This window comes from Streptomyces sp. BF23-19 (assembly GCF_041106355.1).
GTDB classification, from domain to species: domain Bacteria; phylum Actinomycetota; class Actinomycetes; order Streptomycetales; family Streptomycetaceae; genus Streptomyces; species Streptomyces virginiae_A.
In genome coordinates this window covers 51780-75527 of record NZ_JBGBPT010000042.1, presented here as the reverse complement: position 1 = coordinate 75527, position 23748 = coordinate 51780, and the positions used below count along the sequence as shown (strand labels likewise).

Annotated in this window: 23 protein-coding genes and 1 pseudogene; 4 read left to right on the top strand and 20 right to left on the bottom strand. The window is 71.5% G+C overall.

All coding sequences use genetic code 11. The annotated features are described in order from the left end of the window. The 4 genes and pseudogenes from AB8A24_RS23570 to AB8A24_RS23555 all read right to left on the bottom strand — a co-directional run. Positions 1–334 (bottom strand): annotated as a pseudogene (locus AB8A24_RS23570) (hypothetical protein); the annotation flags it as partial. Between the two features lie 99 nt (positions 335–433). Next, on the bottom strand, positions 434–814 hold the full coding sequence (locus tag AB8A24_RS23565; RefSeq protein ID WP_369477515.1) for a PPOX class F420-dependent oxidoreductase: 381 nt from the start codon (positions 812–814) through the stop codon (positions 434–436). Positions 815–887: 73 nt separating this feature from the next. After that, entirely contained in the window at positions 888–2084 is a 1197-nt protein-coding gene (locus AB8A24_RS23560; protein WP_369477514.1) for an alginate lyase family protein, read from the bottom strand. A gap of 147 nt (positions 2085–2231) precedes the next feature. Continuing rightward, complete coding sequence (locus AB8A24_RS23555) at positions 2232–2483, bottom strand: helix-turn-helix domain-containing protein (protein WP_266606319.1); 252 nt, start codon at positions 2481–2483, stop codon at positions 2232–2234. 64 nt (positions 2484–2547) lie between these two features. Here AB8A24_RS23555 and map point away from each other — a divergent pair, with 64 nt between their 5' ends. Then, entirely contained in the window at positions 2548–3315 is a 768-nt protein-coding gene (map, locus tag AB8A24_RS23550) for a type I methionyl aminopeptidase (RefSeq protein WP_369477511.1), read from the top strand. A 9-nt stretch (positions 3316–3324) separates the two neighbouring features. Here the strand turns inward: map and ggt are convergent, their stop codons facing one another. Further along, complete coding sequence (ggt, locus tag AB8A24_RS23545) at positions 3325–5124, bottom strand: gamma-glutamyltransferase (RefSeq protein WP_328960963.1); 1800 nt, start codon at positions 5122–5124, stop codon at positions 3325–3327. 101 nt (positions 5125–5225) lie between these two features. Here ggt and AB8A24_RS23540 point away from each other — a divergent pair, with 101 nt between their 5' ends. Next, positions 5226–5951, top strand: coding sequence for a hypothetical protein (locus AB8A24_RS23540; protein ID WP_266377564.1), 726 nt, complete (start codon positions 5226–5228; stop codon positions 5949–5951). Here AB8A24_RS23540 and AB8A24_RS23535 read toward each other — a convergent pair. The 6 genes from AB8A24_RS23535 to AB8A24_RS23510 all read right to left on the bottom strand — a co-directional run bounded on the left by AB8A24_RS23535 (position 5911) and on the right by AB8A24_RS23510 (position 12735). Beyond that, a complete protein-coding gene (locus AB8A24_RS23535) occupies positions 5911–7170 on the bottom strand; it encodes a cytochrome P450 (RefSeq protein ID WP_328960964.1) in 1260 nt (419 codons plus the stop codon). The two genes, AB8A24_RS23540 and AB8A24_RS23535, sit on opposite strands and share 41 nt — an antisense overlap. A 73-nt stretch (positions 7171–7243) precedes the next feature. Beyond that, positions 7244–7774: a hypothetical protein gene (locus AB8A24_RS23530; RefSeq protein WP_328960965.1), complete on the bottom strand. Its 531-nt coding sequence runs from the start codon at positions 7772–7774 to the stop codon at positions 7244–7246. Continuing rightward, positions 7771–9216 carry an ATP-binding protein gene (locus AB8A24_RS23525; RefSeq protein ID WP_369477507.1) on the bottom strand — a complete coding sequence of 482 codons (1446 nt, stop codon included), beginning with the start codon at positions 9214–9216 and terminating at the stop codon, positions 7771–7773. Before AB8A24_RS23525 ends, AB8A24_RS23530 begins: the two co-directional genes overlap by 4 nt. A gap of 6 nt (positions 9217–9222) precedes the next feature. Beyond that, on the bottom strand, positions 9223–9906 hold the full coding sequence (locus AB8A24_RS23520; protein WP_328960967.1) for a response regulator transcription factor: 684 nt from the start codon (positions 9904–9906) through the stop codon (positions 9223–9225). A gap of 40 nt (positions 9907–9946) precedes the next feature. Next, positions 9947–11548: a murein biosynthesis integral membrane protein MurJ gene (gene murJ, locus AB8A24_RS23515; protein WP_328965808.1), complete on the bottom strand. Its 1602-nt coding sequence runs from the start codon at positions 11546–11548 to the stop codon at positions 9947–9949. 77 nt (positions 11549–11625) lie between these two features. Further along, positions 11626–12735, bottom strand: a complete 1110-nt coding sequence (locus tag AB8A24_RS23510; RefSeq protein ID WP_328965809.1) for a peptidoglycan bridge formation glycyltransferase FemA/FemB family protein — start codon at positions 12733–12735, stop codon at positions 11626–11628. 306 nt (positions 12736–13041) lie between these two features. On the opposite strand from AB8A24_RS23510, the gene AB8A24_RS23505 reads away from it, so the two are divergent. Further along, positions 13042–14211, top strand: a complete 1170-nt coding sequence (locus tag AB8A24_RS23505; protein ID WP_369477519.1) for an Ig-like domain-containing protein — start codon at positions 13042–13044, stop codon at positions 14209–14211. A gap of 139 nt (positions 14212–14350) precedes the next feature. Continuing rightward, positions 14351–15937 carry a CocE/NonD family hydrolase gene (locus tag AB8A24_RS23500; RefSeq protein WP_369477505.1) on the top strand — a complete coding sequence of 529 codons (1587 nt, stop codon included), beginning with the start codon at positions 14351–14353 and terminating at the stop codon, positions 15935–15937. Between the two features lie 87 nt (positions 15938–16024). Here AB8A24_RS23500 and AB8A24_RS23495 read toward each other — a convergent pair whose 3' ends face one another. From AB8A24_RS23495 to AB8A24_RS23455, 9 genes are all read right to left on the bottom strand, one after another. Further along, the gene (locus AB8A24_RS23495) at positions 16025–16768 is read right to left on the bottom strand and encodes an amino acid ABC transporter ATP-binding protein (protein ID WP_328960969.1); all 744 of its coding nucleotides are present in this window, start codon (positions 16766–16768) and stop codon (positions 16025–16027) included. Between the two features lie 135 nt (positions 16769–16903). After that, on the bottom strand, positions 16904–17344 hold the full coding sequence (locus AB8A24_RS23490; RefSeq protein WP_328960970.1) for a DUF6278 family protein: 441 nt from the start codon (positions 17342–17344) through the stop codon (positions 16904–16906). 70 nt (positions 17345–17414) lie between these two features. After that, on the bottom strand, positions 17415–18200 hold the full coding sequence (locus AB8A24_RS23485) for an exodeoxyribonuclease III (protein ID WP_266377582.1): 786 nt from the start codon (positions 18198–18200) through the stop codon (positions 17415–17417). 30 nt (positions 18201–18230) lie between these two features. After that, positions 18231–18863, bottom strand: a complete 633-nt coding sequence (locus tag AB8A24_RS23480) for an MBL fold metallo-hydrolase (protein WP_328960972.1) — start codon at positions 18861–18863, stop codon at positions 18231–18233. 27 nt (positions 18864–18890) lie between these two features. Further along, positions 18891–19481: a hypothetical protein gene (locus tag AB8A24_RS23475; protein WP_328960973.1), complete on the bottom strand. Its 591-nt coding sequence runs from the start codon at positions 19479–19481 to the stop codon at positions 18891–18893. After that, the gene (locus AB8A24_RS23470; protein ID WP_266377588.1) at positions 19478–20656 is read right to left on the bottom strand and encodes an ROK family glucokinase; all 1179 of its coding nucleotides are present in this window, start codon (positions 20654–20656) and stop codon (positions 19478–19480) included. Before AB8A24_RS23470 ends, AB8A24_RS23475 begins: the two co-directional genes overlap by 4 nt. After that, positions 20653–21630, bottom strand: coding sequence for an ATP-binding cassette domain-containing protein (locus tag AB8A24_RS23465; RefSeq protein ID WP_328960974.1), 978 nt, complete (start codon positions 21628–21630; stop codon positions 20653–20655). The genes AB8A24_RS23470 and AB8A24_RS23465 overlap by 4 nt, the downstream gene beginning before the upstream one ends. Further along, positions 21597–22640, bottom strand: a complete 1044-nt coding sequence (locus tag AB8A24_RS23460; protein ID WP_369477501.1) for an ABC transporter permease — start codon at positions 22638–22640, stop codon at positions 21597–21599. Before AB8A24_RS23460 ends, AB8A24_RS23465 begins: the two co-directional genes overlap by 34 nt. Next, complete coding sequence (locus AB8A24_RS23455; protein WP_369477500.1) at positions 22637–23617, bottom strand: substrate-binding domain-containing protein; 981 nt, start codon at positions 23615–23617, stop codon at positions 22637–22639. The genes AB8A24_RS23460 and AB8A24_RS23455 overlap by 4 nt, the downstream gene beginning before the upstream one ends. Positions 23618–23748 lie beyond the last annotated feature (131 nt).

Sequence of the window (23748 nt, the reverse complement as noted above, 5' to 3'; positions counted from 1 at the left end):
CGGCAGCCCGGCCGACCCGTACGGTCAGGCTCCGCAGAACCGTCTGAGATGCGGCCCGCTGCGCCGCGCCCGCCGCGAGCAGGGTCCGCAGCTCGCCCTCACCGCCCGGCAGCCGGTCCCACACGGCGACGCCCGCCGCCCGCAGCTGGGCCGCGTATACGGTCTCCCGCGCCGCGAACTCCGCGCCCCGGGCCCCGGCCAGGTCCCGCAGCAGCGATTCCACCACGTCCCAGGGAGGCATCGCCGCCCCGTCGAGACAGGCCTTCAAGCCCTCCGGATCCCGACGCACGAACTCCCCGTACCAGCCTGCCCCGGGATCCAGCCTCTGCGTCAATCCCCGCAAGTATCCAGAGAGTTGACTGATCGCCAGCGAAGTCGCGGTCTCCATGACCGCATTGGACCCCACCCGTGTTACGGGCGGGCTACGGGAATCTCAAAGCTTGACGGCGATCGCGGTGTGCGGGCGCTTGCCGCGCCGCGCCAGGGCGGCGGGTACGTCCACCAACCAGAACTGCCAGGTGTACTTGCGCGACATCAGCTTCCGCACCCGCCGCAGGCCCGCCTCGTCGAGCAGCCGGGCCTCGCCCTCCCGCGCCTGTGCCCCTTCCTCGACGCGCCCGCGCATGTCGCACGCGGTGACGGTGACCCGCCCGTTGTTGCGGATCCGCTTGACCTTCCACGAATCGCTGCGCGTCCACACGTACAGCTCACCCGCGTCGGCCACCGCCCACACGGGCGTCGCCACGGGCGTGCCGTTCTTGCGGAAGGTGGTGAGACTGACGTAGCGCGCCCGGCCGAGCTCTTCGAGATCCATGACCGAACCCTAGGCCGTCTCTTCCGGATCTTGCCGGGCCCGACAAGATCCGAAAGAGACGACCTAGGGGGTGTCAGGTGGGCGGGGCCTCTCCGTGGCTGACCGTTTCCCAGGCCACGAACAGCTCGTCGGTCCCGGCCGGTCGGGTCTTCTCGACCAGGGCGCGGGTGTACGGGAGCTTCGCGCCGGTTCGCGTCTCGTAGTGGTGCAGGGCCACCTCCAGGTCGGGCCCCATGGTCCGCTCCACCTTGCCCCCGCACAGCCACGTCGGGGCCTCGGCCCCGAGCTGGTACTTCGCGTGGAACTCCAGCGCGGTGCGCAGCCGGGCGGACTGCTCGCCGTACAGGTCGACGCCCTGGTGCCAGGCGGTCTCGGCGATGTGCGCGGACGCGGCGAGCGCGTAGCCGACGTGCATCAGGTTGCGGCAGGTCTCCTGGGCGATGCCGTCGACGTAGGTGCTCTGGTCGAACCAGTACGCCTTGACCTGGTCGGCGGTCCGGATGGCGGCGTACTGCGGGGCCATCGGGCGCGGGCCGTCCGTCCGGAGGTAGAAGTACGCGGGCACGCGCGCCCGGAACCGTTCCAGCGACTCCCGGAAGATCACCTGGTCCTCCAGGAAGACGGCGATGGAGACGGCGGCGTCGGTCATGGCCAGTTCCCAGTTGCCGTTGTAGGCGGGCACCTGGGCGCGGACGGCCGGCAGGTAGGCCTTGCGCAGCATCTGCTTGAACCGGTCGACCCGCGGCTGCTCCCAGTTCGGGTAGTCGGCGTGCATGATCTCGGCGGCGCGCGCCCAGCTGGATCCGGACCAGGCGGCCTGGAGCGCGGCGTTGTCCTCGCGGTGCGTCTTCATCACGGCCGACCAGGCGTCCATGATCTGTACGGCCTTGCGCGCGTGGGCGGTCCTGCCGTTCACCGACCACAGCAGGGCGTGGGTGTAGGCGGCGATCGCGTCCTGTCGTTCGTCGAGGCAGGACTGCGGGCCGCTGTTGAAGGGGCAGGGCACCACGTCGGCCGGGTGCGGGGTGTAGTCGAGCGAGGCGTAGCGGCTGGTCAGGAGTGACCGGTACGCCGAGAGCCAGGGTTCCTTGCCGGCCGCGACCATCTGCTTCGCCTGCCGGAGCCCGCCGTGGCTGACGACGACGCCCGGGTGGTGGAAGACCACGTCGCCGGCGCGGTGGTCTTCGGGGACGGCGCAGGCCGCGAGCAGCAGGCCGCCCGCGAGGAGGGCGCCGACGACTGCGAATCCGACTCGCTTGGATGCGTTCATGGCTGACACGCCTTCACGCTTGCCCCGCGCTCCGGACCTCCCACCGCGGATTGGTCCGTCTGGCCTGCGGGCCCGCCCGAACGGCAGGCCCGGGTCGTCCCTTCCGGATCCTGCCGGTCGAGCCCGGCGAGGTACGGATGAGACCGTCTAGGCCGGGACGGCGGCGCAGCGGCGCAGCAGGTCGTCCAGGGAGAGGCCGAGGGCCGCGGCCAGGGCGGCGACCGTGAAGAAGGCGGGGGTGGGCGCCCGGCCGGTCTCGATCTTGCGCAGGGTCTCGGCGGAGAGCCCGGCGCCGGCGGCGACCTCGACCATGCTCCGGTCGCCGCGGGCCTCGCGCAGCAGGACGCCGAGTCGCTCGCCGCGCTCGCGCTCTTCGGGGGTGAGGGGGGTACGGACCATGGCCTCATCCTACCCCGCACACCAATAACTATCCCGTTATTGTTATACCGGTATAGTTATTGGCATGGTGAAACTGAAGACGGACCGAGAGATCGACGAGATGCGGGCCGCGGGCCGGGTGGTCGCCCGCGCCCTGGCCGCCGTACGGGAGGCCGCCGACGTGGGGGTGTCCCCGCTGGACCTGGACCGGGTGGCGCGCGAGGTGCTCCGCGAGGCCGGCGCCACCTCGCCCTTCCTGGGCTACCGGCCGAGGTTCGCACCGGTGCCCTTCCCCGCCTCGCTGTGCCTCTCGGTCAACGACGCGATCGTGCACGGCATCCCCGGCGAGCACCCGCTGCAGGACGGCGACCTGGTCAGCGCCGACTTCGGGGCGCTGCTCGGCGGCTGGGCCGGCGACGCGGCCATCAGCTTCACGGTCGGCCGGGCCCGCCCCGCCGACCTCCGGCTGATCGAGACCTCCGAGGCGGCCCTCGCGGCCGGGATCGCCGCCGCCGTACCGGGGAACAGGATCGGCGACATCGCCCACGCGATCGGCGCCACCTGCCGGGCCGCCGGGTACGGGGTACCGGACGGCTTCGGCGGCCACGGCATCGGCCGCAGCATGCACGAGGACCCGGGCGTGCCCAACGAGGGCCCGCCGGGACGCGGGATGACGCTGCGTCCCGGCCTGGTCCTCGCCATCGAGCCGATGCTGATCGCGGGCGGCACGGACGACTACACCTGCGACGCGGACGGCTGGACCCTGCGCACCGTCGACGGCAGCCGCGCCGCCCACTCGGAGCACACGGTCGCGATCACCACCCACGGTCCGCGGATCCTCACCGCTCTCTAGGGAAGGGCGCTACGGCCTCCCGTGCGGACGGACCACCATCGCCGAGCCGCCGCCCCGGCGGCTGGTCTCGGCCGCCGCCAGCCAGCGGCCGTCCGGCAGCCGCTGCACGCCGGTCGCGGCGCCGATCTCCGGGTTCTGCCGGAAAGCGTGGCCGATCGCCTCCAGCTCCGCGCGCAGCGGACTGTTCCACAGGCCCGGCTCCAGCTCGGTGGTGGTCTGGTTGCGCTGGCTGGCCCGCGGCGCGGCGATCGCCTCGACCAGCGGCAGTCCCCGGTCCAGGTGGCCGATCAGGGTCTGCAGCACGGTGGTGATGATGGTGGCGCCGCCCGGGGAGCCCACCGCGAGCACCGGACGGCCGTCCTCCAGCACGATCGTCGGGGCCATGGAGGAGCGCGGCCGCTTGCCGGGGCCGGGCAGGTTCGGGTCCGGGACCCCGGGTGCGGCCGGGGCGAAGGAGAAGTCGGTCAGCTCGTTGTTCAGCAGGAAGCCGCGGCCCGGGACGGTGATGGCGCTGCCGCCGGTGGACTCGATGGTCAGGGTGTAGGAGACCACGTTGCCCCAGCGGTCGGCGGCCGTCAGGTGGGTGGTGTTCTCCCCTTCGTACGTGGTCGGGGCGGCCTGGCCGGAGCCGCCGCAGGCCGCCGGGTGGCGCGGGTCACCGGGGGCCAGCGGGCTGGTCAGCGTACGGTCGGGCGCGATCAGGCAGCCGCGCGAATCGGCGAACCGCTGCGAGAGCAGCTCGCGCGTGGGCACGTCCACCGCCGCCGGGTCGCCGACCCAGCGGCCCCGGTCGGCGAAGGAGATCCGTGAGGCCTCGATGAAGCGGTGCAGGTACTGCGTCTCGGACAGCTTCGAGAGGTCGGTCCGCTCCAGGATGTTCAGCGCCTCGCCGACGGTGGTGCCGCCGGAGGAGGAGGGCGCCATGCTGTAGACGTCCAGACCCCGGTAGCCCACCCGGGTCGGGTCCTGCCGCTTGGTCGCGTACGTGCGCAGGTCCCCGGTGGTCAGGTCGCCGGGGCGGACCTTGCGGGTGGCCGCCGGGTCCACCGGGGGCGTGCGCACGGCCCGGACGATGTCCTCGGCGAGGGGCCCGCGGTAGAGGGCGCCGGTCCCCTTGCGGCCGAGTTCGGCGTAGGTGGCGGCCAGGTCCGGGTTCTTGAAGGTGGAGCCGACCACCGGCAGGGCGCCGCCCGGCAGGAAGAGTTTCGCGGTGTCCGGGAAGTCCTTGAAGCGGTCCTGGTTGAGGTCGGTCTGGGCCCGGAAGGTGCTGTCCACCGTGAAGCCGTCGCGGGCCAGTTTCTCGGCGGGCTTCAGCAGTTTGTCCAGCGGGCGGGTGCCCCAGGCGTCGAGGGCGCTCTTCCAGGTGGCGGGGGTGCCGGGCACGCCGACCCCGAGGCCGCTGGTCTGGCCCTCCGCGAAGGGGATGGGCAGGCCGTTCTCCTGGAAGAGGGTCTCGGTGGCCGTGGCGGGGGCGGTCTCGCGGCCGTCGATGGTCTGCACCCGGCGCGAGCGGGCGTCGTAGTAGACGAAGTAGCCGCCTCCGCCGATGCCCGCCGAGTAGGGCTCGGTCACCCCGAGCGCGGCGGCGGTGGCGATCGCCGCGTCCACGGCGTTGCCGCCGGAGCGCAGGACGGCGATGCCCGCGGCGGAGGCGTCGGCGTCGACGCTGGCGACGGCCCCGCCGTAGCCGACGGCGACCGGCACCTTGGCCGGTGGGGTGGTCGTGGTGGGCGGGGCCGCGGCCCCGGTGGAGACGAGCGCCCCGGCGAGGGCGACGAGCGCTAACTGACGTGCGGCGGGAGCACGCATCCGGTTCCTCCGGTCGACGGCTTGTCAGGTCTGGTCGGCGCAGCGTAACTTCACCGCACCCCCTGCGTCAGGAAGGCCACCCGGCCGCTACCATCCGCCGCATGAACGACGACGTGCGCAACATCGTGCTCGGGGTGATAGCCACCGCCGTCAGCGGCGGGTTCGGCTGGTTCGCCCGGACCTACCTGTGGCGCCGTACGCTGCGCCGCAAGCAGGGTTTCTTCGGGCTGCCGGCCGGCGCCGAGTGCCTGTTCGTGGTCAACCGGCAGATGGGCGGCAAGGAGTCGTCGGTGCACCGCAACGACGCGTTCGCACTGCTGGAGATATCCGCGCTGATCAAGGACTGCGGGGCCAACGTCCAGATCGTCACGCACGACGAGGCGCGTCAGGGCTTCGGCGAACGGGCCGAGTTCTGCGTCGGCGGCCCGACGTCGAACACCCGCACGGTGGCGCACCTGGCCTCGATGCTGCCGGGGGTACGGGTGAACGTCGACACCCAGGAACACGAGGACCGGGGCGCGATCCAGGTGGGCGGCGAGAGCTACCGGTGGGCCAAGGGCCGGGTGGAGTACGTGCTGCTCGCCAGGTTGACGGGCGCACAGGGCGGCCGTCCCGTCTTCCTGCTCTCCGGGCAGACGGCGGTCAGCAACCAGGCCGCCGCCCGCTATCTCGCCCGCCACCACGAGCGGCTGGCCCGCACGTACGGGAAGGATCCCTTCTGCCTGGTGCTGAAGGTGGTCAACTCCGATGCCTACGGCCCCGATGTGACCGAGCTCGCGGCCGATGTCACCCGGGCCGCCCTGACACCCGTACCGGCAGCCGCGTGATCCCGTTGATGAAGTTGGAGACCAGTCTCCGGGGCGGTCCCGCCAGTTCCGGCGCGGGCATGGCCGCGCACCACTCCTCGTAGAGGGTGCGCAGCTGGAGCCGGGCGAAGTGGGCGCCGAGGCAGACGTGCGGGCCGTCCCCGAAGGAGACGTGCGGGTTGGGCGTCCGCGCCAGGTCGAGGCGGCCGGGGTCGGCGAAGACACGCTCGTCGTGGTTGGCGGAGGCGTGGAAGACCACCACCTTGTCCCCGGCGCGGATCGGCTGCCCGGCCAGGTCGGTGTCGACGGCGGCCGTGCGGCGGAAGCTGAGCACCGGCGGGTGGACGCGCAGGAGCTCGTCGACGGCCCGGTCGAACGGGACGGATCCGTCCGCGAGTCGGCGGTAGGCGTCCGGGGCCTCGGCCAGGGCGAGCAGGCCGCCGGGGGCGGCGCTGCGTACGGTGTCGTTGCCCGCGACGGTGAGCAGGAAGAAGAACATCTCCAGTTCGGCCGGGTCGAGCCCGGCCTCGGCGAGGGCGGTCATCACGTCGTCGCCGGGGTGCGCGCGCTTGTGGTCGGCCAGTTCGCGGGCGTACGCGAACATCTCGCCGAGCAGGGCCGGGGAGCGCGGGTCGAGCGGTGTGCCGTCCGGGCCGAGGAGCGGCGCCGGGGCGTCGTCGGGGTCCTGGTACCCGATGATCCGTACGGTCCACTCCAGCAGCAGGGCCCGGTCGGTGGCCGGGACACCCAGCAGGTCGGTGAGGTTCAGCAGCGCGTATTCGTCGGTGACGGCGCGTACGAGGTCGACGGCGCCGTCCTCGGCGTCCCGGCGGGCGGCGGCGAGCAGGGTGCGGGCGCGCTCGCGTACTCGCCCGGCGAAGGCGTCGACGCGGGCGGGGGTGAAGGCGCGGGACACCAGCCGGCGCAGCCGGCCGTGCTCGGGCGGGTCCTGGTTGAGCATGGTGCGGCGCAGGAAGGGCAGGTCGGCGGGGTCGGGGTCGCGGATCTGGGTGGCGCCCAGCCAGGAGGAGTACGTCCGGTGGTCGCGCAGGACCCGTACGACGTCGGCGTGCCGGGTGACGGCCCAGAAGCCGGGGCCGGCGGGCCAGCCCTGGATCTCCGGTTCCGCCTGCCAGGCCACGGGGTGCCGCTCGCGCAGCAGCCGGTAGCGCTCGTGCGGGATGCCGGAGGCGTAGATGCGGGGGTCGAAGACGTCGGGGACGTCCGCGGCGTGGTCCATGGGGCCACCGTGACGGGTGGGCGCCCCCGGCCGCAAGGGTGCGGCCCCGCGGGCCGGGGGTGGACCGCGCCGGTCAGCGTTTCAGGTCGCAGTCGGCGGCCGGGAGGGTGGTGTCGGAACCCTGCAGGCTGACGGGGCTGAGGGTGTCCGTCACGACGGAGGCGCCGATGGTGCACACGAGCTGCATGCGGGCCAGGTCCGACAGGTTGCCCACGGCGAACGGCACCCGGACCCTCGTTCCGTCGTGCGCGTACGGGCTCACCGCCAGCTGTTCCTCCGCCCCGTCGGGCAGCCGGGGCAGCGCCGTGGTGAGCCCGACCTCGCCGGCCCGGCCGCGGGGGCCGTCCAGCAGCAGCCGCAACAGCACCACAGGGTTGAGGTTGTAGCCCTCCGGCACGCTGAAGGGGGTCGGGACGAGCCGGTCGCCCTCCTTGGACACGAAGTAGAGGAAGTTGCCCTTGCTCCCGGAGACCTTGACGGTGGCGGCGTGACCGCTGTCGATCACCCCGGTGCGTTTGATCCCGCATCCGGTGAGCAGCAGGGCGCAGCCGACCAGCGCCGCCGTGGCCGCGGCCGCCCGGGATCTCGTTCGGTGCCCGGTCACGCGTGGGCCTCCAGCGGCATGTCGAGGGTGAAGACCGCTCCCCCGGCGGGCCCGTTGGCCGCGAGGAGGGTGCCGCCGTGCAGGCGGACGTTCTCCAGGGTGATGGCGAGGCCGAGACCGCTGCCGGCGGAGCGGGTCCTGGCCGCGTCGGCCTTGAAGAACCGGTCGAAGATGTGCGGCAGCACCTCGGGGGCGATGCCGGGGCCGCTGTCGGCGACGTCGATCAGGAGCCGTGTGCCGTGCTCGCCCGGTGCGGTCCGCACGGTGACGCATACGGGCGCGCCGCCGTGGCGGAGGGCGTTGCCTACGAGGTTGGCGAGGACCACGTCGAAGCGGCGCGGGTCGAGGCGGGCGCGTACCCGGTCCGGCAGTTCGGTGACGATGCGGTCGTCGACCCAGTGGCGGCGCTCCAGGGTCTTGCGCACGGCTTCGGCGACGTCCACGTCGTCGAGGTTGAGCTCGGCGGCCCGGGCGTCGAAGCGGGAGATCTCCATCAGGTCCTCGACGAGGACGGCGAGCTTGCCCGTCTCGGCGCTGACCAGGCGCAGGGCCTTGGCGGTGTCGGCGTCGAGGCGTTCGGAATCCTCGTCGAGGACCTCGGTGACGGCGAGCATCCCGGCGAGGGGGGTGCGCAGTTCGTGGGAGACGTCGGAGGCGAAGCGGCGGGCGCGGACCTCCGCGTCCTGGAGCTCGCGTACGGACTGCTCCAGGGCGCGGGCGGTCTCGTTGAAGGTGCGGGCGAGTCCGGCGAGCTCGTCGGCGCCCCTGACCTCGATCCGGGTGTCGAGGCGGCCGCGGCCGAGGCGCTGGGCGGCCCGGCGCATGTCGCGGACCGGCCGCAGGACGCTGCGGGCGGCCAGCAGGGCGGGCACGATGGCGATGGCCAGCCCCGGGACGGCGCCCTGCTTGGCGGCGTCGACCATGGCCTCGACGGTCTGCTTCTCGGTGGAGAGCGGGACGCTGGCGTAGAAGACGGCGCCGGTGGATTCGGTGGAGCCGTTGTGCTCGATGAGGGCGGGGACCCCCACGGTGAGCCACGGGTTGCCGCGCTGGTCCTCGACCCGCTGGAAGGCGGTGTAGTCGTTGCGGCGGACCTTCTCGCGCAGGTCGTCGGTGATCACGCTGGAGGTCGGTGTGCCGGGGTTGGTGGAGACCCGCACGCTGCCGTACTCGCCGAAGATGATCCACGGGTGCGGTTTGCCGCGCTTGCCGAGTTCGATGACGATGCGCTGGACTTCCTGCTGGTCCAGCGGAAGCCGGAACTCCTGCTGCTCGACCTGGTCCCGCAGGGTGCTGATCGCGGTGTCCTGGGTCTGCTTGAGGATCGCGTTGCGCGCCTGCTGGTAGGTGAGGGCGGCCGTGGTCACCGCGCTGATCGCGGCGACCAGCAGGAAGGCCGCGATCAGCCGGGTGCGCAGGCCCAGCGGCGCTATGCGTCGCACGGTCGCCTACAGCGGACCGAAGCGATAGCCGAAGCCGCGCACGGTCTGTATGTAGCGGGGGCTCGCGTCGGGGTCCTCGACCTTGGTGCGCAGCCGGCGGACGCAGGCGTCCACGAGCCGGGCGTCGGCGTGGTAGCTGTGGTCCCAGACGTACTCGAGGAGTTGCTGGCGGGAGAAGACCTGCTCGGGCGAGGCCGACAGGTGCAGCAGGAGCTTGATCTCGCTGGGGGCGAGGGGCACGCGCTCGCCGTTCTTGGCGACGCTCAGCCCGGCGCGGTCGATGCTCAGCTCGCCGTGGTGCTCGACTCCCGGGCGGGTGCCCACGGGGTCGCTGAGCCGGCGCAGGACGGCTTTGATGCGGGCCTCGATGACCTCGGTGCGGGCGGGTTTGACGATGTAGTCGTCGGCGCCGGCCTCCAGGCCGACGACTATGTCGAAGTCGTCGCCGCGTGCGGTGAGCATGATGATCGGCACCTGGCTGGTCTCGCGGATGCGGCGGCAGACCTGGACGCCGTTGATGCCGGGCAGCATCAGGTCGAGCAGGACGAGCTCGGGGCGGAAGCCGCCCATCAGCGCCAGCCCTTCCTCGCCGGTCTCGGCGGAACTCACGTCGTGGCCTCGGCGGCGCAGGCCGAGGCCGACCCCCTCGCGGATGGAAGGGTCGTCCTCGATCAGCAGTACGCGTGGCATCCGGTCAGTATCCCAAAGGTGTTGCGGGGCTTGGCTCCCGCTATCGGCCGGTCCTGCGCCTCAGGGAGTCCAGCATGTCGGTGATCTCCGTCAGGCGCAGCGGCCCGGCGAGGATGACGACGACGAGCGCCAGGGCGACGGTTCCCGCCCCGACGGCGGCGAAGTCGCCGAACCGCTCGGTGGCGCGGGCGGTGGCGTACGCGGCGGCGGCCGCCGGTACGCAGGCGCCCAGGAGCCGCAGGTGGGTCCGTAGGGCGGTCGCGCGCCGCTGCGTACGGGTGCCCGCGCGCGGGCCGAGCCGGCGGGTGAGGGTGCGGGCGGTGACGGCGGCCCCCGCGAGGAAGGCGACGGAGGAGGCGGCGGCCATGCCGGTGACGGCCCAGCGCGGGGACAGCAGGAAGTAGGCGGCGGCGGACAGCCCGGCGGTGAGCGCGGCGATGACCAGGTTCAGGAAGAAAGGGGTCCGGGTGTCGGAGAGGGCGTAGAAGCCGCGCGAGAGGACGTACTGGGCGGAGTAGGCGATCAGTCCGGGGGCGAAGGCGATGAGCATGCCCGCCATGACCTCGATGTCGGCGGCGTCGGTGCGGCCGTACTCGAAGACGCTGCCCATCACCCAGGGGGCGAGGGCGGCGAAGAGCGCGGCGGCGGGCACGACGAGGGCGGCGCTGGAGCGCAGGACGTAGGAGATGTCGCGGCGCACGGCGGCGAGGTCGCCGTCGGTGGCGGCCGCGCTCATCCGGGGCATCAGGGCGGTCACGAGGGAGACGGTGATGATGCCCTGCGGGACGACCCACAGCTGGTAGGCGTTGCTGTAGGCGATGTAGCCGGCGCCGCCCGCGAGTCCGGCGTCCACGGCGTGCCGGCCGGTGGTGGTGGAAAGCCGGGTGACGACCCAGTAGGCGATCTGGTTGGTGAGGACGAGCATGATCAGCCAGCCCGCGTTGCGCAGGGGGCGGCCGAGGCCGCTGCCGCGCCAGTCGAAGCGGGGGCGCCAGCGGAAGCGGGCGGCGCGCAGCGAGGGGACGAGGGCGAGGGCCTGGATGACGATGCCGAGGGTGGTGCCGAGACCCAGGAGCCGGGTCTCGCCGGCGCTGAGGCCGGCCGCCCCGTCGTGGGAGAGGTAGAGGAACAGTCCGAAGACGCCGATGATGACGACGTTGTTGAGGACCGGGGTCCACATCATCGCGCCGAACCGGCCGCGGGCGTTCAGCACCTGCCCGAGCAGGGTGAAGAGCCCGTAGAAGAGGATCTGCGGCAGGCAGTACCGGGCGAGGGCCACGGTGGTGCTCGCCTGGGCCCCGTCGTAGTCGGTGTACACCGAGACGATCAGCGGGGCGGCGAGGACGGCGACGGCGGTGAGCGCCACGAGGGCGGCGGTGCAGGCGGTGAGCAGCCGGTCGGTGTAGGCCGATCCGCCGTCCGCGTGCTCCTTGGCGGCCCGGACGAGCTCGGGTACGAAGACGGCGTTGAGCGCGCCGCCGATGAGCAGCATGTAGATGATGTTCGGGACCGTGTTGGCGACGGTGTAGCTGTCGCCGAGGAATTCGGCGCCCAGTGCCGCGGCGACGACGGCGGAGCGGATGAAGCCGGTGGCGCGGGAGACGATGGAACCGGCCGCCATGAGGGCGCCGCTGCGCAGCACCGAGGTCTTCCCCGAGGGTGCGCCGGCGCTCGCCGGGGCGGCGTCCGCTCTGGTACCGCTGTCGGTGTCGGTGGCCGTCACCGGCGGGCCAGGTAGGCCTGGAACGCCTTGTAGAGCGCCGTGTTGGCGACTCCGTCCATCGGTATCTCCCACTCTCCCAGCGTCTCGACGACCTGTCCGCCGGTGCCGAGCTTCCAGCGCAGCAGCCCGTACGAACGCGCCGAGGGGTCAAGGGTGGAGGGTACCCCGCGCATGTCGTACTCCTCCGCGCCCAGGGCGTGGGCGTCGCACATCATGCGCCACTGCAGGGCGTTGCTGGGGCGTACCTCGCGGCGGTGGTCGGCGGACGCGCCGGTCTGGTACCAGACCCGCTTCCCGGCGGTGATCATCGTGTGGGCGGCGAGGATCTCGCCCTGGTGGACGCCCAGGTAGAGCCGCATGCGGCCGGGCGCCTCCTCGTTGAGGACCTGGTACTGCTGCTCGTAGTACGCGAGGGAGCGGCCGAGCCGGAAGCCGTCGCGCTCCTCGGTGATGCGCAGCAGGCGGTAGAACTCGGGCAGGTCGGCGGAGGTGCCGATGACCGTCTCCACGCCGGACTTCGTGGCCTTGCGTACGTTGCGCCGCCATTCCTGGTTGAGGCCCGCCCAGACCTCGTCGAGGGTGCGGCCGGCCAGCGGGACGCGGAAGACGTGGCGGGGCTGGGCGTCGCCGTCGTCCTCGCCGCCGCACCGCGTCCAGCCGCGGGTGCGCAGCCGGTCGGCGAGGGCGGCGCCCACCGGGTCGACCTCGGTGGCGAGCACGTCGGATATCTGTCGGCCGGGCCCGGAGGCGGCCTTGACGGTGGCCGCGTCCCAGCGTCGGTAGGCGGGGGTGGGGCCGATGCGGACGGCGAAGGCGCCGGCGGAGCGCAGGTGGCGCATGAGCGGGGTCAGCCAGCGGTCGATGTGCGGATCGGACCAGTCGGCGACGGGGCCCTCGGGAAGGTAGGCGAAGTATTTCCGGGTGCCGGGGAATTGCCGATAGAGAACCAGACCAGCCCCCTGAATCTGGCCGTCCGGATAGTGCCAACCGACCCTTTCCGAGCGCCAAAGGTCCTTTACGCGCGCCCAGGACGGGTACTGGAGAAAGCTCGCTCCGCCGTGGCGGTAAAGGAACGTCTGGTATTCCGAGACGGACAGGGCACGCACGCGGAGCTCCCGGTCCTGGTCATGGTCCTGCTGGGCGGGGGTCACGAGCAGTGCACACACGGCAGACGGCCTTCCTGTCGTCCTGACGGTCTCTCACAGGACTCTCACAGCCGCCCGTGACCGCCGTGCGCGGCGATTGTGACCGGACGATGACCGTTTCGCTGCGGTCGACGTCACAAGAGAAGGGACGAGGTTTTCCGCCGATCACGGAACCTAAAGTCGGGTCGTTGGCATCTCCTTTTGCGAACGTCACTCCCCACCGCTCCTGGAAAGGGCCCTTCGTTGAGCCGTATACGCCGCACCGCCATGGCGGGCACCGCACTTCTGGCCGCCGCGCTCACCGCCTGTTCGGGCGGGAGTGACGGTGGTGGCGACGACAAGGGCAAGGACGAGTCGAAGCCGAAGGCGGCCATGGCCGTCTCGGTGAACCTCACGGGCGATCAGGTCAAGGCGGGCCAGCCGGTGACGGTGACCGTCGCCGAGGGCAAGCTGGCCCAGGTGAAGGTGACCGACGCCAAGGGCGCGGAGCTGCCGGGGAAGATAGCCGACGACGGGAAGAGCTGGACCTCGGAGCGCAACGCCCCGGCCGGTGCGGAGTACAAGGTCGAGGCGCAGAACACCGACAGCCAGAGCGCCACGACGCAGTTCAAGACCAGCGCCGCCGACAAGGTGAACAAGGTCTCGATCAACATCACCAAGGGCAGCACGGTGGGCGTGGCGATGCCCGTGTCCCTCGTCTTCGACAACCCGGTGACGAACAAGGCCGAGGTGGAGAAGCAGCTCAAGGTCACCACCTCGGACAACACCGAGGGCTCCTGGGGCTGGATCAAGGACCACTCCGGCAACGACCGCGTCGACTGGCGGCCCAAGGACTACTGGAAGTCCGGCACCGACGTGAAGGTCGAGATGAACCTGAACGGCGTGGACTCCGGCAAGGGCGGGGGGATGTTCGCCCGTGACTACAACACCGAGTTCAAGATCGGCAAGGACCGCCGGGTCCAGGTCAGCCTCGACACCAAGAAGCTGTCGGTGACGGAGGACGGCCAGACGCAGAAGACGATCCCGATCTCGGCCGGCACTCCGGGCGGCAAGAAGGCGTCCTGGTCCGGGAAGATGGTGATCATGTCGAAGGAGGGCACCATCCGGATGGACTCCCAGACGGTGGGCCTGGACAACGCCTACGACAAGATGGTCGATTACTCGATGCGGCTGACCTGGTCCGGCATGTACGCGCACGCCGCCCCGTGGAACGAGGCCAACTTCGGCCGCTCCAACAGCAGTTCCGGCTGCGTGGGGATGAGCGACGCCAACGCCAAGGAGCTCTTCGCTCAGTCGCAGATCGGTGACGCCTTCGAGGTGGTCGGCGAGGGCTCCAAGGGCAACGCCGACATCGGCAACGGCTACGGCGAGTGGAACCTCTCCTGGGACCAGTGGAAGGCCAAGAGCGCGCTGTCCGGCACCCCGCAGAACGGCTGACGGCCGCCCCGCGGCCGCCGGTCCACCTCTATCACCCAATCGTTACCAGTGCGTAACTTACTCACGGGTTACTTTGGGTAACTCGCTCCCGTTACCGTCGGGTCACTTTGACAACCCCGGCGTACGCGAGGAGCGATAGATGCACCGCACCACCACCGCCGCGGCCGTGGCGACCCTGCTGGCGGCAACCGCCCTGGGCCTGGCCCCCCACCAGGCCCAGGCGGCGCCCGCCACCACCGTGGCAGCCGCCGCCGACGCCTCGTCGCAGGTGCGCTTCCACGACATCCCGGGCTCCGGCGGAATCACCCTCAAGGGCAACGTCTTCACCCCGGCCGGGGCCGCGAGCGGCCGCAAGTACCCGCTGATCGTGCTGCCCACCAGCTGGGGCCTGCCGCAGATCGAATACATCGCCCAGGCCAAGAGGCTCGCCGACTCCGGCTACGTCGTGGTCAGTTACACCTCGCGCGGCTTCTGGCTCTCCGGCGGCGACATCGAGGTGGCCGGCCCGCCGGACATCGCCGACGTCAGCGCGGTCATCGACTGGGCGCTCGCCAACTCCCCCGCCGACGCTGACCGCATCGGCCTCGGCGGGGTCTCGTACGCCGCCGGCATCACCCTGCTGGCCTCCGCCCACGACCCGCGCGTCAAGGCCGTGGTCGCGATGAGTGGCTGGGCCGACCTGATCGAGTCCATCTACTCCGGTCGCACCCAGCACCTCCAGGCCGCCGCGATGCTCGGCGCCGCCGGATACCTCACCGGCCGCCCCGGACCCGAACTGAAGACGCTGCTCGGCAACTTCCTCGGCTCCCGGCTGGACCGGGAGCAGGAGATGATCGAGTGGGGCAGACAGCGATCGGCCTCCGAGCAGGTGGACCGGATCAACGCCAACGGCGCCGCGATCATGCTCGGCAACGCCTGGGGCGACACCATCTTCCCGCCCAACCAGTACGCGAAGTTCTACGAGCGGCTGACCGGCCCGAAGCGTCTGGAGTTCCGGCCCGGGGACCACGCCACCGCCGAGGGCACCGGCCTGCTCGGGCTCCCCAACGACACCTGGACCAACGCGCACCGCTGGTTCGACCGCTACCTCAAGAGCGAGCGCAACGGCGTCGACACCGAGGCCCCGGTACAGATCAAGTCCCGTAGCGACGACGGGTACGAGGGCTACGCCGACTGGAAGTCGGTCGGCGCGGGGGGCACCGAGAAGCTCGCGCTCTCCGACAGCGAGCACCTCTTCGCCAATGTCGACTCCGGCGCCAACGGCGGCATCCTCCTCCTGTCCAGCGCCCTCGACCAGTTCGTCAAGGCGCCGCCGATCGCCTCCGTCCCGCTCCTCCCCCGGGCCTTCGCGGCCGTCTGGCAGTCGGAGCGCTACGACCGGGCGCGCCGGATCCGCGGCACCGCGAAGCTGCACACCACCGTCACCCCCACCAAGGGCGACGGCACCTTCGTCGCGTACCTCTACGACGTCGGCCCGCTCGGCATCGGCAAGCTCGTCAGCAACGCCCCGTACACCTTCCACGGCAAGGCCCCCGGCCAGGCCTTCGGCGTGGACCTGGAGCTGTTCTCCACCGCCTACGACGTCCCCGCGGGCCACCGGCTCGCCCTCGTCGTCGACACCGTCGACCCGCTCTACATCGAGCACAACCCGATCGGCGCGCAGCTGACCTTCTCCTCGCCGCGCACCGATCCCAGCTACGTGTCGGTGCCGCTGCGCGAGCAGTGATCCACGGCTGCTGCCGGGGCCGGGCCGCCCGGCGGCAGCCGCCCGGCGGCAGCCGCACGCGGCACCCGGCACCCGTGCCCGACGCCGTCAGTGCTTGAGGATCTTGGAGAGGAAGTCCTTGGCCCGGTCGCTCTCCGGGGCGGTGAAGAACTGCTCCGGGGTGCGGTCCTCGATGATCTGTCCGTCGGCCATGAAGACCACGCGGTTCGCGGCGGAGCGGGCGAAGCCCATCTCGTGGGTGACCACGATCATGGTCATGCCCTCGCGGGCGAGCTGCAGCATGACCTCCAGCACCTCATTGATCATCTCCGGGTCGAGCGCCGAGGTGGGCTCGTCGAAGAGCAGGGCCTTGGGGTTCATGGCGAGGGCGCGGGCGATCGCCACGCGCTGCTGCTGACCGCCGGAGAGCTGGGCCGGGAACTTCTCGGCCTGGTCGGCCAGGCCGACCCGCTCCAGGAGCTCCCGGGAGCGCCGGTCCGCCTCGCCCCGCTTGCGGCCGCGGACCTTGACCTGCGCGAGCGAGACGTTGGCGAGCACGGTCCTGTGCGCGAACAGGTTGAAGGACTGGAACACCATCCCCACCTCGGCACGCAGCCGGGCCAGCTCCTTGCCCTCTGCGGGCAGCGCCTCCCCGTCGATCAGGATCGTGCCCGACTCGACGGTCTCCAGTCGGTTGATCGCCCGGCACAGGGTGGATTTGCCGGAACCGGAGGGGCCGATGACCACCACCACCTCCCCGCGGCCGACGGTGAGGTTGATGTCCCGCAGTACGTGCAGCGCACCGAAGTGCTTGTTGACGTCCCGCAGCTCGATCAACGGTTCGACGGCCATGTGCGCCCTGCCCACTTGTCGGAGTCGTTCTCGGTGTCGTTCCCGGTCCCGGTCGCGATGCGCCGAGGCCAGCGCAAACTATCCAGGCGCGGAAGGGCACTTCGCACGGGAGGGGGGCCACGACACGCCGGAACGTCAGCCCTCGGAGGCTTCCGCGTAGGCCTGGCTGAGCTCGGGGGATCCGGTCATCGCCCAGGACACCCCCGACTCGATCACGTTCAGCTCCCGGCCCGAGGCCAGCCGGATCACCGGCTGGCCGTTGGGCCACACCAGCCAGGCGGCCCCCGGAACGGTCCGGATGATCACGGTCCCCAGGTAGAAGCCTGCGTCGTTGCCGAGCCAGGGCACCGCCTCGGGATCCCGCCGCCAGCGCGGCATCAGCTGGTCCAGTGCCTCCAACGAGGCCTGGCTCTCATCGAGTTCGAGCCCGGCCGCCCGTGCCTGGACGCGCAGCATCTCGCACTCCGAGAACAACTCGGCGACGCCCTCGGGGTCGTCCTCGAGGGCGGCGGCGAGTCCCGCACCCTGTTCCGTTTCGCTTCGGTTCAGCCAGTTGCCCAGGAAAGGGATGTTCATACCGCCCAGCGTCGCACCAGGATCCGCCGCTGACCACAGGGCGCGCCTGGATCCGTCGGTCCGGACGTCCTCAGGCGCCGAGGTCCAGGTCCACGACGACGGGCGCGTGGTCGGACGCGCCCTTGCCCTTGCGCTCCTCGCGGTCGACGTAGGAGTCGGTGACGGCCTTGGTGAAGGCCTCGTTCCCGTAGACCAGGTCGATGCGCATGCCCTTGTTCTTGGGGAAGGCGAGCATCCGGTAGTCCCAGAAGGTGTAGGGACGGTCGTACTTCAGCGCGCGCGGGAACACGTCCGAGAGGCCGGCGGCGCGCAGCGCCTCCAGGGCGGCCCGCTCGGCGGGGGTGACGTGGGTGAGGCCCGCGAAGACGGCCGGGTCGTAGACGTCCTCGTCGGTCGGGGCCACGTTGAAGTCGCCGAGCACCGCGAAGGGGCGCGGACCGGCCGCGTCCTCGGCGACGGCCGTGGCCAGGGAGCGGAACCAGTCCAGCTTGTAGCCGTAGTGGTCGTGCTCGACCTCGCGCCCGTTCGGCACGTACACCGACCAGACCCGGACCCCGCCGCAGGTGGCGGAGATCGCGCGGGGCTCCTGGACGCCCTCGTAGTCGGGCCCGCCGGGCAGTCCGAGGACCACGTCCTCCAGGCCGACCTTGGAGAGCAGGGCCACGCCGTTCCAGCGGCCGGTGGCGTTGACCGCCGATTCGTAGCCCAGCTCGCGCAGCTCGGCGTAGGGGAACTGCGCCTCCGAGCACTTGGTCTCCTGGATGCACAGGACATCCGTGCCGGAGCTCTCCAGCCAGGCCAGCAGGCGCGGCAGCCGGGCGGTGATGGAGTTGACGTTGAAGGTGGCGATACGCATACGTGCCAACCTACCGCCCGGCACCGACAGTCACAGTTCGGCGGAGTCCCCCGCGGTGAGTCGCCCGTGGTCGGTGCCCCCGAGGGCGCCCAGGACGTTGTCGTAGATCGGCCGGGCGATGTCGGAGAGGTAGGCGTCGTGGATGTCCAGGGCCCGGCGCGGCTTGACCTCGCGGAGGTAGTCGATCACCTCGGAGACCTTGTTCCAGGGGGCGTGCACCGGGACCATCAGGGTCTCGACGGGTACTCCGGGCACGGTCAGCGCGTCCCCAGGGTGGAAGAGGGAACCCTCCACGAGGAAGCCGACGTTCGTGACGCGCGGAATGTCCGGGTGGATCACCGCGTGCAGCTCCCCGTGCACCTGGACCTCGAACCCGGCCGCGGTGAAGGCGTCGCCGTGGCCGACGGTGTGCACCCGGCCCGGATAGGCGGGGGCGAGCTTCTCCGCGACGCTGCGCAGGGTCCACAGCCGGACCGCCGGATCTGCGTCGAGGGCGGCCCGCAGCCGGCCCTCCTCGAAGTGGTCGGGGTGTTCGTGCGTGACCAGCAGGGCGTCCGCCCCCAGGCCCGCGTCCGGTTCGCTGAAGGCGCCCGGGTCGATGACGAGCGTGCGCCCGTCCTTCTCCAACTGGACGCAGGAATGCAGCCGCTTGGTGAGCTTCATGATCCCAAGGCTAAGGGCTCAGGAGGCTCACGGGGTGGTGGAGGAGACCAGGTAGACCTTGGAGACCTTGGGGTCGGTGAGGTCGACGGTGATGTCCCGGGTGGGCCGCGGGTCGTCCTGTTCCAGGGTGGTGCCCAGCCACGGGGTCTGCGGCTTCCAGTGCCAGCCGGCGATCGAGGTGTCGTGCGCGGAGACGGAGACTCCGGGGGTCAGGTCCTCGCGGCTGATGCCGAGGGAGGACAGGAAGCCGTCCAGGTCCTGCGGGGTGACCGCGAACTGGACGTACAGCCGGCTGGTGCGCCAGTTGTTGGTCTCCAGGAACCCGACGCGCCAGGCCTTGTCCGGGACCGGGACCTCGTAGATGCTGCGCTGCACCTTGGAGGGCCAGCCGGGGCGCACCTGGGACGCGCCGACCTTGGCGGCCTTGTCGCGGCCGCTCTCGCGGCTCTGCTGGGTGGAGATCGCCAGGTAGCCCGCGGGTACGCCGACCAGCAGCAGGATGATGATCGCGGTGATCCAGCGGCGCTTGACGACGTGCCTGCGGTCCTCGGCGGTGGGCGTCGGGGTGCCTTCGGCATCGGGGGCGGAGGCCTGGTGGGGCAGGGTGGGCGGGTTCACTGTGCGTCCTGGTCGTCGGGGCCGGGGGCGGCGGGGTCGCGCCGGCCCAGCTGCTGCGCGTAGCGCTCGTACCGCTCGTAGCGCTCGACCCGGCGGCGGGTGGCGCGGCGGAAGCGGCGGGCGACGAGCCGGGCGAGGTCGGCGGCGCCGACCATGCCCGCCTCGGGCCCGAGCTGGGCCTTGGCGATACGGGCCTCGGGGCGGTAGCCGCGACCGGTGAGGTGGCGCCGGAAGGCGTCCCGGGCCGGGCCGATCAGCAGGTCGTCGGCCGCGCTGACGCCGCCGCCGATGACGAAGCAGGACGGGTCGAGGGCGGCGGCGAGGTTGGCGATGCCGACGCCCAGCCACTGACCGATGTCCTGGAGCAGCTCGACGCACATGGCGTCGCCCTCACGGGCCAGCTCGGTGATCAGCGGTCCGGTGATCTCGTGGACGTTGCCGCCGACCTTGGCGATGATGTTGTACGCGACCGGCGAGTCCGCGGCGGCCAGCTCGCGGGCCTCGCGGACCAGGGCGTTGCCGGAGCTGTACTGCTCCCAGCAGCCGCGGTTGCCGCAGGGGCAGCGGTGGCCGCCGGGAACGACCTGCATATGGCCGAATTCGCCCGCGACCCCGTACCGGCCGCGCTTGACCTGGCCGCCTTCGAGGATGGCCCCGCCGATGCCGGTACCGAGCGTGATCATGACGAGGTGGTCCTCGCCTCGACCGGCGCCGAAGCGCCATTCCGCCCAGGCGGCGGTGTTGGCATCGTTGTCGACCATGACCGGCACCGCGAGCCGGGACTGGAGCGCGTCACGGAGGGGCTCGTCGCGCCAGGCCAGGTGGGGTGCGAACAGCACGCGGGAGCGGTCGGCGTCGACCCAGCCGGCCGCCCCGATGCCGACCGCGTGCACGTCGTGCCGGTCGGACAGGTCCAGCACCAGCTCGACGATCGTGTCCTCGACGACCTTGGGGCTCTTGGACTTGTCCGGGGTCTCCGTGCGGATCTTCTCCAGGATGATCCCGTCGGCGTCGACGACGCCGGCCATCACCTTGGTGCCGCCGATGTCGATGCCGACCGTGGGGACGCGCGGGGCCGTCAGGTGCGACCGGCGCTCCCGGGTCCCGATGGTCCGCAGGACGGTGCCTCGCGCCGACCCCCGGTGGGTGAGCGCGAAATCCCGGTACGTGCTCATCGAGTCGTGTCGTCCCTCTTCGGTGCGGTGGTTCGGGGGGTCCGGTCGGCGTCGTCGGCCGGGCCGCTCCGACCGGCTGCGCGGTCCGTCGCGGCCGTGGCGTGTGGGGCGCCTGCCCCCGATTCTGCCACTCGCTCCAGTTCGTGGCTCAGCTCGTCCAGCTCGGAGCCGCCCGCCATCTGCCGGGTGAGCTCGTCGAGCGTGATCGAGTCGCGGGTGTGACTGCCCGCCATGGTGCCGCGCTTGAGGAGCACGAAACGGTCCCCCACCAGGTACGCGTGGTGCGGGTTGTGGGTGATCAGGACCACGCCGAGGCCCGCGTCCCGGGCGGCCGCGACGTACTTGAGGACCACTCCGGACTGCTTCACGCCGAGGGCCGCGGTGGGCTCGTCGAGGACGAGGACCTTCGCTCCGAAGTACACGGCGCGGGCGATGGCCACGCACTGGCGTTCACCGCCGGACAGGGTGCCGATGGGCTGGTCCACGTCGCGCAGGTCGATGCCCATGCGCAGCAGCTCGGTGCGGGTGGTCTCGCGCATGAGGTCCACGTCGAGGCGGCGCAGGGGGCCGCGGCCCTTGGTGGGCTCGGAGCCGAGGAAGAAGTTCCGCCAGACGGGCATGAGCGGGACGACGGCGAGGTCCTGGTAGACGGTGGCGATGCCGTGGTCGAGGGCCGCGCGGGGGTTGGCGAGGACGGTCTCCTCCCCCTCGATCTCGAAGGTGCCGGCGTCGTGCCGGTGCAGCCCCGCGATGATCTTGATGAGGGTGGACTTCCCGGCGCCGTTGTCGCCGAGGACACAGGTGATCTCGCCCGCCGAGACCTCCAGGGAGACCTCCCGCAGGGCGCGGATGTTCCCGTAGAACTTGCTGACGTCGGTCAGCTTCACCAAGGCGGCGTCCGCCCCGGGCGCGGTCGTGGTGGTGCTCTTGTCGGTCGCGATCACTTGCTTGCCTCCGCCCGCTTGCGGACCCATGCGTTGAGCAGCGTGGCCAGCAGGAGCATCGCGCCCAGGAAGAACTTGAACCAGTCCGGGTTCCACTGGGCGTACACGATGCCGTTGCTGGTCATGCCGAAGATGAAGGCGCCGATCGCCGAGCCGATGGCGGAGCCGTAGCCGCCGGTCATCAGACAGCCGCCGATGACGGCCGCGATGATGTAGAGGAACTCGTTGCCGACGCCCTCGCCCGACTGGACCACGTCGAACGAGAAGAGGATGTGCTGTCCGGAGATCCAGGCGCACAGGGCGACGCCCATGTAGAGCCCGATCCGGGTCTTCACGACGGGCACGCCGGTGGCGCGGGCCGCGTCCGCGCCGCCGCCGACGGCGAAGATCCAGTTACCGGCGCGGGTGCGCAGCAGGATCCAGGTGGCGACGGCGACGATGACGAACCACCACAGGATGGTGACCTTGAGGGTGACCGAGCCGATGTTCCACTGCGAGGCGAAGAGGGCGCGGGCGGAGGTGAAGCCCTCCATGTCGGCGATGGTCTTGGTGGAGACCGTGCCGGTGATCAGCTTGGTGAAGCCCAGGTTCAGGCCCGTCAGCATCAGGAAGGTGCCGAGCGTGATGATGAAGCTGGGCAGCTTCGTGCGGGTCAGCATGAACCCGTTGAAGAAGCCGATGGCCAGGGTGACCAGCAGGGACACGCCGACGCCGACCCAGACGTTCGCGGTCATCTGGTAGCTGAACATCGAGCTCACCAGCGCCGAGGTGGTGACCATGACACCCGCGGAGAGGTCGAACTCGCCGCCGATCATCAGCAGGGCCACGGGGGCGGCCATGATCCCGATGGTGGAGGCCGAGTACAGGACCGTGCTGAGGCTGGAGGCCTGCAGGAAGCTGGGGGCGGCGATGGAGAAGAAGACGAAGACGGCGACGGCGCCGACCACCGAGCCCAGCTCGGGGCGGCCGAGCAGCTTGCGCAGGGCCGAGGTGGGGGCGAGCCGTTCGTCGAGCCCGTCGGCGGGTGCGGCCGTGCTCATCGGCTGCCCCTCTTGATGTACTCCTCGAGCTTGGCGGCCTCGTCCGCGGTGACGATCTGCGGGCCGGTGAGCACCGGCCGGCCGCCGCCGAGCACGTTGGCGTTGTAGCGGTAGAGCCAGAGCAGGTCGATGGCCTCGTAGCCCTGGAGGTAGGGCTGCTGGTCGACGGCGAAACCGAGGGCGCCGGACTTCAGGTCGCGGGCGACCGAGGCGTTGAGGTCGAAGGTGTCGACCTCGGCCTTGCTGCCGGCCGCGTCCTTGGCCTTGATCGCGGTGGGCGCGAAGGGCGCGCCGAGGGTGACGATCGCGTCGATGGACGGGTCCGCCTGGAGCTGCGCCTGGATCGCGGCCTGGACGGAGGGCATGTTGGTGCCCTCGACGTAGAGGTTCTCCATGGTGCCGGAGAAGGTCTTCTTCACCCCGGCGCAGCGCTGCTCGTGGCCCACGTTGCCCTGCTCGTGCAGGACGCAGACGGCCCGCTTCCTGCCGCGCCGGTTCAGCTCGGTGCCGACGGCCTCGCCGGCGATCGCCTCGTCCTGGCCGATGTGGGTCAGCGCCCCGTACTCGGCGGACTGGGCGGAGCCGGAGTTGACCGTGATCACCGGGATGCCGGCCTTGGCGGCCTTGGCGAGGACGTCCTTGAGGGCCTCGGGCTTGGCCAGGCTGACGACGATCCCGTCGACCTTCTGGTCGATCGCGTTCTGCACGAACTGCGCCTGCTGCTGGGCCTGGTCGTCGTGGGCGTAGACGAAGTTGATGTTGTCCTTCGCCGCGGCCTCCTTGGCGCCCTTCTGCACGATGTCCCAGAAGGTGTCGCCGTCGCCCGCGTGGGTGACCATCGCGAAGGTCCAGCGCGGCGTGGAGACGGCGGGTCGGCCCGCCTCGGCGGCCCTCGCGCGCTCCTCGGCGCGCTTGCCGCCCGTAGTGCTGCAGCCCGCGAGCGAGGCCCCCAGTACCGCCGCGAGCACGGCGCCCACGACGCGTACCCCTGTCCGAACCCTAGCCACGTCGCCGCGCCCTTCCCTCGTCACCAATTCGGTCCGTCCTCGAGCCGGTCACCAATCCGGTCATTCCGGCTCCATTTCGGTCCAGCCGTTCAGTATCCGCC